This is a genomic window from Hydrogenophaga sp. (genome assembly GCF_041913525.1).
GTDB lineage: Bacteria > Pseudomonadota > Gammaproteobacteria > Burkholderiales > Burkholderiaceae_C > Hydrogenophaga.
In genome coordinates this window covers 1-12,772 of sequence record NZ_JAYSFD010000008.1, presented here as the reverse complement: position 1 = coordinate 12,772, position 12,772 = coordinate 1, and the positions used below count along the sequence as shown (strand labels likewise).

Sequence of the window (12,772 nt, the reverse complement as noted above, 5' to 3'; positions counted from 1 at the left end):
TGCGCTTATTCGGCGCTGGCCACGTCGGCCTTGGCCTTTTTGCCCTTGGCCGCCGGCGCCGCTTCGTCGGCACCGTCCACCGGCAGCAGCGGCACGCCCAGGGCCTCACGCACCTTGTTCTCGATTTCCACGCGCAGGTCGGGGTTCTCTTTCAGGAACTCGCGGGCGTTGTCGCGGCCCTGGCCGATCTTCTCGCCGCCATAGGCGTACCAGGCACCCGATTTTTCGATGATGCGGTGCACGACGCCCAGGTCGAGAATTTCGCCTTCGCGGCTGATGCCCTCGCCAAACAAAATGTCGAACTCGGCCGTCTTGAACGGGGGCGAGACCTTGTTCTTCACCACCTTGACCTTGGTCTCGTTGCCAATGGCTTCTTCGCCCTTCTTGATGGTGCCGGTACGGCGAATGTCCAGGCGCACCGAGGCGTAGAACTTCAGCGCGTTGCCGCCGGTGGTGGTTTCGGGGCTGCCGAACATCACGCCGATCTTCATGCGGATCTGGTTGATGAAGATGACGGTGCAGTTGGTCTTCTTGATGGTGGCGGTGAGCTTGCGCAGCGCCTGGCTCATCAGGCGGGCCTGCAGACCGGGCAGCTGGTCGCCCATCTCGCCTTCGATTTCGGCCTTGGGCGTGAGCGCGGCCACCGAGTCCACCACCACCAGGTCCACGGCACCCGAGCGCACCAGCGAGTCCACGATCTCCAGTGCCTGCTCACCGGTGTCGGGCTGGCTGATGAGCAGGTCGGACAGGTTCACGCCGAGCTTCTGGGCGTACTGCACGTCCAGCGCGTGCTCGGCGTCCACGAAAGCGCAAGTGCCGTTCAGGCGCTGCATCTCGGCGATGACCTGCAGGGTGAGCGTGGTCTTGCCCGAGGATTCCGGGCCGTAGATCTCGATGACGCGGCCACGCGGCAGGCCACCAACGCCCAGGGCGATGTCCAGGCCCAGCGAGCCGGTGGACACCACCTGGATGTCCTCGATCTGCTCGCCCTCGCCCAGCCGCATGATGGTGCCCTTGCCGAATTGCTTTTCGATTTGGGCCAGCGCCGCTTGCAGGGCCTTGGCTTTTTCGCTGTTGACGGAAGAGGTCTGGACGGCGGTGTTCATGCGGTGCTCCGGTTTGAGGGTGGAATTGCATCCAGCACTGGATGCATGGCCAGCACTTTAACAGCCAATACATTGCAAAAATTCGATAATTTGGTCAGTTTGCCTTACCATCTGGTGCATGCATTCACCAGATGACCGCTGGCGCGGTGGCCACTTGGGGCGCCTACTCGGCGAGGCCATGCGACGCTTCGACGCGCGCGTGCTGGAACTCATGGCCAGCAACCCCGAGGTGCCACTGGCGCTGTCCAACCTGGCCTCGCGCGCGCAAATTGGGGCAGCGCACGTGCACATCACGCGGCACCTGTCATTGCGAGGCGCACGCCTGACCGAGCTGGCGGCCAGCGCCGGGATGAGCAAGCAGGCCATGGGCGACTTGGTCACGCAGTGCGAGGCCTGGGGCCTGGTGCGCCGCGAGGCCGACCCACTGGACGCCCGCGCCAGGCGCATCGTGTTCACAGCGGACGGGCTGCTCTGGCTGGAGGCCTTCCGCCAAGCCGTGGCCACCGCCGAGGCCGAGTTCCACGCACAGGTGGGACATGACGTGGCCACCGTGGTGACGCTGGGCCTGGAGGCCTACGTCCAAAACTGAGCCCCTAAAATCAATTGCGTACAACGAGGAGACACCGCCATGCGCATCCTGATAGCGGAAGACGACCAGGTCCTCGCCGACGGCTTGCTGCGCAGTTTGCGGGCAGCCGGTGCGGCGGTGGACCACGTGAGCAACGGCACCGAAGCCGACGCCGCGCTCATGACGAACAACGAGTTCGACCTGCTGATTCTTGACCTGGGCCTGCCCAAGCTGCACGGGCTGGAAGTGCTCAAGCGCATGCGCTCGCGCGGCTCCAATCTGCCGGTGCTCATCCTCACCGCCGCCGACAGCGTGGAAGAGCGCGTCAAGGGCTTGGACTATGGCGCGGACGACTACATGGCCAAGCCCTTTTCGCTGCAAGAGCTGGAAGCCCGCGTGCGGGCACTCACGCGCCGGGGCATGGGCGGCACCAGCGCCACCATCAAGCACGGGCCATTGGTGTACGACCAGGCTGGGCGCGTGGCCACCATCGACGGCAAGATGGTGGAACTCTCAGCGCGCGAGCTGGGCCTGCTGGAGGTGCTGCTGCAGCGCGCGGGTCGTCTGGTGAGCAAAGACCAGTTGGTGGAGCACCTGTGCGAATGGGGCGAAGAGGTCAGCAACAACGCCATCGAGGTCTACATCCACCGCCTGCGCAAGAAGATCGAGAAGGGACCGATCCGCATCGCCACCGTGCGCGGCCTGGGCTACTGCCTTGAAAAAATCCCCGGCTGACGACAAGCCCGCGCCGCCCTCGGCCAAGCCGGCCGACGCACGCGCCAGCGCCACCGCCTTCGGCCTGTTCCAGCGCGAACAGCGAAGCCTGTTCGGCGAGATCCTGGACTGGATGCTCACGCCACTGCTGCTGCTGTGGCCGCTCTCGCTGGCGCTCACGTGGTACGTGGCCCAGGGCATTGCCAGCAAGCCCTTCGATCGCGCCCTGGAGTTCAACCTGCAGGCGCTCACCCAGATCGTGCAGCAAGACAACGGCCGGGTGCGCTTCGAGCTGGGCAAGCAGGCCCGAGACCTGCTGCGCGCCGACGACAGCGATATCGTGTACCACCAGGTGCTCGACAGCCGGGGCCAGCTGGTCAGCGGCGACAGTGACCTGCCGCCACCGGGCGCGCAAGAGCTGGTGGAGACCGGCCGCATCCGCCTGCGCGATGACGTGGTGCGCGGTGACGAAGTGCGCGTGGCCTACACCTGGCTCATGGCCAAGGGCGATTCGGCCCCAGTGCTGCTGCAACTGGCTGAAACCAAGGGCAAACGCTCCACCTTGGCCAACGAAATCATCAAGGGCGTGATGGTGCCGCAGTTCGTGATCCTGCCGGTGGCGGTGCTGCTGGTGTGGCTGGCGCTGGTGCGGGGCATTCGGCCGCTGTCTGATCTGGAGCAGCGCATCCGGGCGCGCCGCCCGGACGACCTGAGCCCGATTGAGGAATCGTTCATTCCGCAGGAGGTGGCGCCGCTGGTGTCGTCCATCAACGACTTGCTCACGCGGCTGAAGGCCTCGCTCTCCACCCAGCGCCGCTTTCTGGCCGACGCCGCGCACCAGCTCAAGACACCGCTGGCCGGGCTGCGCATGCAGGCCGAGCTGGCGCAGCGCGAGACCGACCCCAACGAAACCCGCAAGTCGCTGCAGCAGATCGCCCGCGCCAGCGCGCGCGCCACGCACACAGTGAACCAGTTGCTGGCGCTGGCCCGGGCCGAGTCCACCGGGCGTGCACTGCCCAGCGCGCGCGTGGACCTGGCGCGGCTGGTGCCCGGCGTGGTGCAAGACTCGGTGCCACGTGCGCTGGAGGCCGGCGTTGACCTGGGCTACGAGGGCCCCGAGGCGCTGCCCGAGGCGGCCCACCACGTGGGCAATCCCATCTTGTTGCAAGAGATGGTGCGCAACCTGCTGGACAACGCCATCGCCTACAGCGGGCGTGGCGGCGTGGTGACGGCGCGCGTGCTGTTCGACCGCTTCAGCGGCGTGCAGGTGATTCAGGTGGAAGACAACGGCCCCGGCGTGCCCGAAAACGAACGCGAACTGGTGATGCAGCCCTTCTACCGCGCGCTGGGCACCAACGTGGACGGCTCGGGCCTTGGCCTGGCCATCGTGCAGGAGATCGCCCAGCAACACGGGGCCACGGTCCACATGGAAGACGCCCACCCCGAGCGCGCGCAGCGCGGGCTGCGCGTGTCGATCAAATTCCCGCCCACACCGGAAACGCAGCCCGAGTAGCGCCCCGGCCGCGCGCGAGCATCAGGCCAGGTGCGGGCCCAGCAAACCGGCGATCTCGAACATGGTGACCTGCGGCTTGCCAAACACCGCCGCAAGCTTGGCGTCGGCGTTGATCTTGCGCTTGTCGGCCGCGTCTTGAAGGCCGTTGGCCTTGATGTAGTCCCACAGCTTCTTGGTGGCCTCGGGGCGCGAGACCGGCGCGTCACCAATCACCGCGGCCAGTGCGGCGCTGGGCGCCTTGCCGGAAGCGGCCGTGGTCTTGCGCGGGGCCTTGGTGGCAGCCGCCTTCTTGGCGGGTGCGGCCTTCTTGGCCGGGGCGGCGGCGCGCGCCGCCGTCTTGCGCGGCGGGAACTTGCTCTCGCGCGGCTCGAACTCGAAGTTCACCTTGCCGGCCTCTTTGTCCCAGGCGAGAAAGGCCTTGAACGAGCGGCGCGTGCGCATGGACACGAACTTGTCGAGCAGATCGGTCTTGCCGGTGCTCAGCAGCTTGCGCATCTGCTCGGGCGACACCGGCTGCTGCAAGATGACCTTGCCGCTCTTGAAGTCGCAACTCGGCGTGGGCTGGGCGGCGGTGGGCACCGACTTCTCGCACACGTAGTTGGCACCGTGCTCGTGCACCGGGCTGCCGCACTTGGGGCAAGCCCCCAGCGTTTCACCGGCGGCGAACTCGACCAGCTCGCCGGTTTCCTCGGCGTTTTTGTCGTCGCCGAAGTCGAATTCGAGCTTCCAGTTCTTGTCGTCTTCGCTGTACTTGAGCGCCATCTCTGCCACAAAGGGCCAGCCAGCCTTGGAGCGGAAGCCCTCCAGCGGACCGATGTGGCGGTCGCGCAGGAATGCCTCGGCCTCGTCCACCTCGAAGGTGCGGCCCGCCGGCGACTTGGTGAACGAGAAGCCGCAGCCTTCGCTGTGGCCATCGGCACCGGTGCAGGCGTAGCGACGGTAGTTTTCCTTCACCACGCCGCCGCAGTTGGGGCAGGGCGTGCCCAGGGTGGCGTAGTTGCCAGGCACGGTGTCGCGGTCGTATTCCTTGGCCTTCTTCACCAGGCGCTCGGTCATGGCCGCGATCTCGGCCATGAAAGCATCGCGCGAGAGCTTGCCGTGCTCCATCTGCGAGAGCTTGTATTCCCACTCGCCAGTGAGCTCGGGCTTGGAGAGTTCCTCCACCTCCAGGCCGCGCAGCAGCGTCATGAGCTGGAAGGCCTTGGCCGTGGGGATGAGCTCGCGGCCCTCGCGCAGCATGTACTTTTCCGTCAACAGGCCTTCGATGATGGCCGCGCGCGTGGCTGGGGTGCCCAGGCCTTTTTCCTGCATGGCGGAGCGCAGCTCTTCGTCATCCACCAGCTTGCCCGCGCCTTCCATGGCGCCCAGCAGCGTGGCTTCGGAGTAGCGCGCCGGCGGCTTGGTCTTCAGGCCCTTGGCCTCCACCGCCTCGGTGCGCACCGTCTCGCCTTCGCGCACCGGCACCAGGTTCTGGCCCTTGTCACCGGCCTGCGCGCCTTCCACGTCTTCGGCGGCTTCTTTGCCGTACACGGCCATCCAGCCCGGCTTGACCAGCACCTTGCCTTCGGTCTTGAAGTGGTGGTTCAGCACCGACGTGATGCGCGTGGTCACCATGAACTCGGCGCTGGGGAAGAACACCGCCAGGAAGCGGCGCACCACCAGGTCGTAGAGCTTCTGCTCGGCGTCGCTCAGGCCGCTGGGCGCCTGCAGCGTGGGGATGATGGCGAAGTGGTCCGACACCTTGCTGTTGTCGAAGACGCGCTTGGTGGGCCGGATGTAGCCGTTGTTCAGCGCCGTCAGGGCGTGCGGTGCCAGGTGCTTCATGCCGCTGTCGGCCAGCATCTCGAAGGTTTGCTTGACCGTGCCCAGATAGTCTTCAGGCAGGGCGCGCGAATCGGTACGCGGGTAGGTGAGGGCCTTGTGGCGCTCGTACAGGCTTTGCGCCAGTTGAAGCGTGGTCTTGGCCGAAAAACCGAAGCGGCCGTTGGCCTCTCGCTGTAGGCTGGTGAGGTCGTACAGCAAGCCGCTGGCCTGGGTGGTGGGCTTGCTCTCTTCCTTGACGCTGCCGGTCTTGCCGCGCACCGCCTCCACGATGGCCAAGGCCTGGCGGTGGTCCCAGAGCCGGTCGGCGCGCTGGTCGGCGTCGGCGTCGTCGCCGGTGGGCTTCTTGAAATTGGGATCGAACCACTTGCCCGGGTACTCGCCGGCCTCGGCCAGGAAGCTGGCGTGGATTTCCCAATAGTCGCGGCTCTTGTGGGCGCGGATCTTTTCTTCGCGCTCCACCACAATGGACAGCGTGGGCGTCTGCACCCGGCCCACGGTGGTGAGGAAGAAGCCGCCGTCGCGAGAGTTGAACGCCGTCATGGCGCGGGTGCCGTTGATGCCCACCAGCCAGTCGGCCTCGGAACGGCTGCGCGCCGCGTCGGCCAGGCCGCGCATCTGCTCGTCGCTGCGCAGGCGCTCGAAACCTTCGCGAATGGCCGCCGGCGTCATGGACTGCAGCCACAGGCGCCGCACCGGCTTGCCCAGGCCCTGGTACTGGCCGCCCTTGAGGCCGCCGGCGTACTGCTCGATCAAGCGAAAGATCAGCTCACCCTCGCGGCCCGCGTCACAGGCGTTGACGAGCCGCGCCACGTCTTTGCGCTTGGCCAGCTTGACCACCGCGTTGAGCCGCGATTTCGTCTTGTCGATGGGCTTGAGCTCGAAGTAGGGCGGCAGCACCGGCAGGTGGGCGAAGCTCCACTTGCCGCGCTTCACATCGAACTGCTCGGGTGCGGCAATCTCGACCAGGTGACCCACGGCCGAGGTGACGACGTACTGCTCGTTCTCGAAGTGGTCGTCGTGCTTGTCGAACTTGCCCGCCACTGGCGTGAGCGCGCGCACGATGTCCTGGGCCACGGACGGCTTCTCGGCAATGACCAGCGTTTTGGCGGAACCTTCGGTTTTCATCTCTACAATCGCTTTTCCTCGCGCGCAGGCACGCGCGCTCCCGTGGGTGCGCACACACGCGCGCACCTGCATGAACAAACCTTACCAAAAGAATTCGGCCGTGACGAAAAGCCCCGGAAAGCCTGCCGCGCCCGCCAAAACCCGCGCCCCCGCTCCCGTGCGGCGCATCCAGGTGCGGCGCTCTGGCGTTCACGGCCGTGGCGTTTACGCCCTGGTCGATCTGGCCGAAGGCGAAACGCTCATCGAGTACGTGGGCGAGGTCATCACCTGGGACGAAGCGCTGCGCCGCCACCCGCACGACCCGAACGACCCCAACCACACCTTCTACTTCCACATTGACGAAGAGCACGTCATTGACGCGAAGTTCGGTGGCAATTCCTCGCGCTGGATCAACCACAGTTGCAACCCGAACTGCGAAGCCGAGGTGGAAGACGGGCGCGTGTTCATCCGCGCCAAGCGCAACATCCCCGCGGGCGAAGAGCTGTTCTACGACTACGGCCTGGTCATCGACGAACCGCTCACCCCGGCCCTGAAGAAGCAATACCCCTGCTGGTGCGGCGCGCCCAAGTGCCGCGGCACGCTGCTGGCCCCCAAGCGCGGCGGCCGCGCCACCCACCTCGGTTGAGCCGCGCCATGAGCCTGCTGCTGCCCCACGCCGAAAACGTCTGGCAGGCCGTGGTGCCGCACCTGCCGGGCTTCAGTGTCGAGGTGCTGCCCACCATCGACTCCACCAACACCGAACTCATGCGCCGCGCCCGCGCTGGCCAACTGGAGCCCGTGCTGCTGGCGGCCGATGAACAGACGGCCGGCCGAGGCCGGCTGGGCAAGGGTTGGCACAGCCAGCCCGGCCAGTCGCTCACCTTCTCGATCGGCCTGCCCATGGCCCCAGTGGACTGGTCGGGCCTGTCGCTGGCGGTGGGGGTGAGCCTGGCCGAGAGCCTGCACCCCGACGTTCGCCTGAAATGGCCCAACGACCTGTGGCTGCACGGCCGCAAGCTCGGCGGCATCCTGGTGGAAACCGCCAGCCCAGGCGACGGCAGCCAGGCGCGACGCCAGGTGGTGGTGGGCGTGGGCATCAACATTGCTCGCCCGGCCGATCAGGTGGCCGTGGCCCCCGCCGGCACGGCCCTGCCGCCGGTGCCGCCGGCCGGCCTGGCGGAGGCCATCATGGGCATCACGGCGGGCGAGACCCTGGAGCGGGTCGTGCCCGCCCTGGTGCGCGATCTGCTCGCCTTCGAGACACAGGGTTTTCGCGCCTTCGCCCAGCGCTTCGCGCAGCGCGACGCGCTGCGCGGCCTGCCCGTGGTCTTGTCCGACGGCACGCGCGGCACCGCGCAAGGCGTCGCTGCCGATGGCGGTCTGCAGGTGCTGACCGACAGCGGCCTGCGCGCCGTCACCAGTGCTGAAGTGAGCGTGCGCCCATGCTGAGGGCACTGGTCGCCCTGCTGCTGGTGGCCAACCTGGCCTATTTCGCCTGGACGCAAGGCCACCTTGGGAACCTCGGCCTGCAACCGCAACAAACTGGGGAGCCTCAGCGGCTGGCGCAGCAGGTCAAGCCTGAGGCCATCCGCCTGCTCAACGGGCCCAAGGCCGAGGCGCCTGCGCCGGAACAGACCCCTGTCGCGGCTGATACTCAGGCCGCTGCCGCCCTCAGCCCTGCCGCCGAACCCACTGCCTGCTACGAGGCCACCGGCTTCACGCCAGCACAGGCCGAGCTGCTGCGCGCCGAGCTGCGCCTGCTCAATTGGGGTGCCGAGGCCTGGCAACTGACCGAGCAGCGCAGCGCGGGCCGCTGGATCGTCTACATGGGCCGATACGAGAGCGCCGAACAAGCCACCCGCAAGAAGGCCGAGCTCAGGGCTCTGGGCGTGGAGTACCGCGACGTGAACACCCCCGGCCTGACACCGGGCCTGGCCTTGGGCACTTACTCCAGCGAGGAGGCGGCACGCACCGCCTTGCGTCAGGTCGAAGGCGCGGGTGTTCGCACCGCCCGCGTGGTGCAGGAGCGCCCCGACAGCTTGAGCCATCAGCTGCGCCTGCCAGCCATCACCGAGGCGCAACGCGAGCAGTTGACGGGGCTGCGTGAGGCCATGGCGGGCAAGGCGCTGCAGCGCTGCCCTTGACACCTGAACCGGTTCAGCTCCTCGCTCGCCGAGCCCACCCCAGCGCCAACACCCACGCCCACAGGGCCAGGCCCCAGGCCCAGCCCATGCCGCCACCGCCACCACCGCTGGGCGCTGCCGGCGGATAGGCCGCTGTCACGGAAACAATGTCCGCACCCGTCAGGGCGGTGGGCGTGGTGTTGTCGGTCACCTGCAACTGGAACTCGTACCGGGCCTCGACCTGGGGCAGCGTCACGCCGGCCACCGCCTGGTTGGCGTTGACGATGGTCACGGCCGGGCCGCTGAGCTGCGTCCATTGGTAACTGGCGATGCCGCCAGAGAGCGCCACGCTGGCACTGCCGTCCAAGGCGACGGTGGCGCCAGGCGTGACGCTGCCGATGCGCTGGATGATGGCCGCCGGACCGCTGGCCAGTTGGACCGAGGCAGCGGCGTCCAGTAGCCCCGTGCCACAGGTGTCGGCGGTGCAAGTGCAGGTGGCGGGGTTGGACACGCTACAAACGGCATTGGGCGTGACCTCATGCGGTCGCGACGCCCGTTTCATGCGGTCAATGAGATCGGCGGGCGTGAGGCTGGCGTTGATGCCCAGCATCAAGGTCGCCACACCGGCGGCCAAGGGAGCAGAGAAACTGGTGCCCTGCTTTCGGCCGTAATAGCCGTTGGCGTCGTAGGGAGCAGGGCCCTGAAGGCCGCTGTTGTCAGTGGACAGCAGCATGGCCGTTTGGCCAAAGACGTCCGACCCTCCCGGAGCCGACAGCGCCACCTGGGGACCAAAGCTCGAATACCACGCCTTGGCGCCGTTCGGCGCCACCGCCGCCACGGGCATGACACCACGGCAATCGGCCGGGCGGGTGAGCGGGCCAGCATTATTGCCGGCGGCCACCACCAACAAGGCACCTGCATTGGTCACGTCGTCCACCATGCGCTGGTAGTCGGGCGAGCAGGCAGCGCCCCCGCCAAAACTGAGGTTGATCACGCGCGCCGGGTTGGGGTTGGCCGGAACACCCGCAACGGGCAGCCCAGCAGCCCAACGGGCGCCGTCCAGCAGGTCGGACACTAAGGCACCGCACTTGCCCGCCACGCGAACCGGCAACACGCGCGTGGCCGGGGTGCGGTTCACACCCGCCACGCCCAGGCCGTTGTTGGTAAGCGCCGCCAGCTGCCCGGCAATGAAGGTGCCGTGCCAGGAGCTGTCGGCCACCTCACACTCTTGGAACAGCGGATCGCTCAGGTCCGCCTGGGTGACCCAATCGCCCGGATCGCTGGGATCGGGGTCTCGGCCGCTGCCATCGTTGGCAATGTGGATCTCACTCACGAAGTCGTACCCGACCAGCAATCGCCCGGCGAGGTCGGGGTGATCAAAGCGCACGCCGGTGTCCACCACCGCTATCACCGACGCAGCCCCCGCCGTGATGGCCCAGGCGGACGGCAGGTTGATGCCTGACTCGTACCCGAAGGATGGGGCCTGCAGGTGCCACTGCTGGGCAAAGAGCGGGTCGTTGGGCGTGGTGGGCAGCGCCTGGGCACGGCGCTCGATCACGTTGGGCTGCACCCAGGCCACGTCGGGGTGTAGCCGAAGGCGGCGCATGGCGTCGGCCAGGGCCTGCCCGCGCATCGGTGCCTCAAAGCGCAGCAAAGCCGCACTGCCTGCCTCGCCCACCTCTTTGACGCGAACCCCAGCCTCTTTCGCCACCCGCTGGCTGCGGTCTCGCCCCTGGGCAACGGCTTCCTGCCATCGATCTCGTACATGGGCTGAGTTGGCTTTCCAGGGGCCTCTGTCGCGGGTGGCGGCCTGCAGGGTGTCCACCTCTGCCCGATAGCCGACGATGAGGCCATAAGCGGGCGGCCCTACCGGCTGGCCGGCCTGGGCGGACAGGGCAATCACGGCCAGCAAGCCGGCCAGAAGACGAGAGACAGGTCGCGCAAACATGCCAATGTTGTAGCACGCAGCGTCCGCTCGCAAGGGCAACAGAAACGAGGCTTTTGGCGACATTTCGGCGGAAGGTCGCGGCCAATGCATCGGCGGCAGGCAAAAAAAGAGCGCCCGAAGGCGCTCTTGGCGAAACGGTAGGCCGATGCGCTTACTTGGCCACCACGCGCACCATTTCCAGGCACTTGTTGGAGTAGCCCCACTCGTTGTCGTACCAGGCCACGACCTTGACGAAGGTCTTGTCCAGGGCGATGCCGGCATCGGCGTCGAACACGCTGGTGCAGGTCTCGCCACGGAAGTCGGTGGCCACGACCTTGTCGGTGGTGTAGCCCAGCACGCCCTTGAGAGCGCCTTCGCTCTGGGCCTTCATTTCGGCGCAGATCTCGTCGTAGCTGGCTTCCTTGTTCAGTTCCACCGTCAGGTCCACCACCGACACGTCGGAGGTGGGCACGCGGAAGGACATGCCGGTGAGCTTCTTGTTCAGCTCAGGAATCACTACGCCCACGGCCTTGGCGGCACCGGTGCTGCTGGGGATGATGTTTTCCAGAATGCCGCGGCCACCGCGCCAGTCTTTGTTGGACGGGCCGTCCACGGTCTTTTGCGTGGCGGTGGCGGCGTGCACGGTGGTCATCAGGCCGCGCTTGATGCCCCACTTGTCGTTCAGCACCTTGGCCACCGGGGCCAGGCAGTTGGTGGTGCACGAGGCGTTGGAGATGATGGCCTGGCCGGCGTAGGTGTCGTGGTTGACGCCATACACGAACATGGGGGTGTCGTCCTTGGAGGGCGCGGACATGATGACCTTCTTGGCGCCAGCGGCCAGGTGCTTCTCGGCGGTGACCTTGTCCAGGAACAGGCCGGTGGACTCGATGACCACGTCGGCGCCCACTTCGTTCCACTTCAGGTTGGCGGGGTCGCGCTCCTGGGTCAGGCGAATGGTCTTGCCGTTCACCACGATGTTGCTGCCCTCGACCTTGACAGTGCCCTTGAAGCGGCCGTGCACGCTGTCGTACTGCAGCATGTAGGCCAGGTAGTCGGGCTCGAGCAGGTCGTTGATGGCAACGACTTCGATGTCCGAGAAGTTCTGGATGGCGCTGCGCAGCACGTTGCGGCCGATGCGACCGAAGCCGTTGATGCCGATCTTGATGGTCATGTCTCTACTCCAAAGGTTGGTTGAATCGGGAAAGGCTTACTTGGCCAGCACGGCGCGCACCGTGTCGACCACGTTCTCGGGCGTGAAGCCGAAGTGCTTGAACAGCACCGGCGCGGGGGCGGACTCGCCGTAGGTGTCAATGCCGACCACGGCCGACACGCCGTACTTCCACCAGCCATCGGTGGAGCCCATTTCCACGGCGATGCGCGGCAGGCCGGCGGGCAGCACGGCTTTCTTGTAGGCCACGGTCTGGCGGTCAAAGGTGGTGGTGCTGGGCATGGAGACCACGCGCACCGCGATCTTGTGTTCACGCGCCAGGATTTCTTGCGCCTTCATGGCCAGCTGCACCTCGGAGCCGGTGGCAATGATCACGGCTTGCGCCTTCTTCTTCAGGCCCACTTCGGCGGGCTCGGCCAGCACATAGGCGCCCTTGTTGATGTCGCTGAGGTCTTTCTTCGGCGCGTAGGGCAGGTTCTGGCGCGACAGCAGCAGCGCCGTGGGCTTGTTGGCGTTTTGCAGGGCCACGGCCCAGGCCACGGCGGTCTCGGCCGTGTCGGCGGGGCGCCACACGTCCAGACCCGGGATCAGGCGCAGGCTGGCCCCGTGCTCGATGGACTGGTGGGTCGGGCCGTCTTCGCCCAGGCCGATGGAGTCGTGCGTGAACACATGGATCACGCGCTGCTTCATCAGCGCGGCCATGCGGATGGCGTTGCGCGAGTAGT

General features: G+C 67.0%; 11 protein-coding genes. 6 read left to right on the top strand and 5 right to left on the bottom strand.

Annotated features, from left to right (window positions below; genetic code table 11):
- Positions 1-5: 5 nt before the first annotated feature.
- Positions 6-1,106 carry a recombinase RecA gene (recA, locus tag ACE3RQ_RS11255; RefSeq protein ID WP_374522086.1) on the bottom strand — a complete coding sequence of 367 codons (1,101 nt, stop codon included), beginning with the start codon at positions 1,104-1,106 and terminating at the stop codon, positions 6-8.
- Between the two features lie 178 nt (positions 1,107-1,284).
- Between recA and ACE3RQ_RS11250 the strand changes: the two genes are divergently transcribed.
- The 3 genes from ACE3RQ_RS11250 (at position 1,285) to ACE3RQ_RS11240 (ending at position 3,901) form a co-directional block, all read left to right on the top strand.
- A complete protein-coding gene (locus ACE3RQ_RS11250; RefSeq protein ID WP_374522085.1) occupies positions 1,285-1,695 on the top strand; it encodes a MarR family winged helix-turn-helix transcriptional regulator in 411 nt (136 codons plus the stop codon).
- 39 nt (positions 1,696-1,734) lie between these two features.
- Positions 1,735-2,409 (top strand): response regulator, encoded by a 675-nt coding sequence (locus ACE3RQ_RS11245; RefSeq protein ID WP_374522084.1) that lies wholly within the window; start codon positions 1,735-1,737, stop codon positions 2,407-2,409.
- Between the two features lie 112 nt (positions 2,410-2,521).
- Positions 2,522-3,901: a sensor histidine kinase N-terminal domain-containing protein gene (locus tag ACE3RQ_RS11240; RefSeq protein ID WP_374522250.1), complete on the top strand. Its 1,380-nt coding sequence runs from the start codon at positions 2,522-2,524 to the stop codon at positions 3,899-3,901.
- Between the two features lie 21 nt (positions 3,902-3,922).
- On the opposite strand, the gene ACE3RQ_RS11235 is transcribed toward ACE3RQ_RS11240, so the two are convergent.
- Positions 3,923-6,850, bottom strand: a complete 2,928-nt coding sequence (locus ACE3RQ_RS11235; RefSeq protein WP_374522083.1) for a DNA topoisomerase III — start codon at positions 6,848-6,850, stop codon at positions 3,923-3,925.
- Between the two features lie 100 nt (positions 6,851-6,950).
- On the opposite strand from ACE3RQ_RS11235, the gene ACE3RQ_RS11230 reads away from it, so the two are divergent.
- The 3 genes from ACE3RQ_RS11230 to ACE3RQ_RS11220 are packed head-to-tail and all read left to right on the top strand — an operon-like array spanning position 6,951 to position 8,973.
- A complete protein-coding gene (locus ACE3RQ_RS11230) occupies positions 6,951-7,475 on the top strand; it encodes an SET domain-containing protein (protein WP_374522082.1) in 525 nt (174 codons plus the stop codon).
- Between the two features lie 8 nt (positions 7,476-7,483).
- Positions 7,484-8,278 (top strand): biotin--[acetyl-CoA-carboxylase] ligase, encoded by a 795-nt coding sequence (locus tag ACE3RQ_RS11225; RefSeq protein ID WP_374522081.1) that lies wholly within the window; start codon positions 7,484-7,486, stop codon positions 8,276-8,278.
- A complete protein-coding gene (locus ACE3RQ_RS11220; protein WP_374522080.1) occupies positions 8,272-8,973 on the top strand; it encodes an SPOR domain-containing protein in 702 nt (233 codons plus the stop codon). Before ACE3RQ_RS11225 ends, ACE3RQ_RS11220 begins: the two co-directional genes overlap by 7 nt.
- Before the next feature lie 13 nt (positions 8,974-8,986).
- On the opposite strand, the gene ACE3RQ_RS11215 is transcribed toward ACE3RQ_RS11220, so the two are convergent.
- The 3 genes from ACE3RQ_RS11215 to ACE3RQ_RS11205 all read right to left on the bottom strand — a co-directional run.
- Positions 8,987-10,900, bottom strand: coding sequence for a S8 family serine peptidase (locus ACE3RQ_RS11215; RefSeq protein ID WP_374522079.1), 1,914 nt, complete (start codon positions 10,898-10,900; stop codon positions 8,987-8,989).
- Between the two features lie 151 nt (positions 10,901-11,051).
- Entirely contained in the window at positions 11,052-12,050 is a 999-nt protein-coding gene (gap, locus tag ACE3RQ_RS11210) for a type I glyceraldehyde-3-phosphate dehydrogenase (protein WP_374522078.1), read from the bottom strand.
- 36 nt (positions 12,051-12,086) lie between these two features.
- Positions 12,087-12,772, bottom strand: a 686-nt coding sequence (locus tag ACE3RQ_RS11205; protein WP_374522077.1) for a transketolase C-terminal domain-containing protein, incomplete at its 5' end; no start/stop codon positions are given.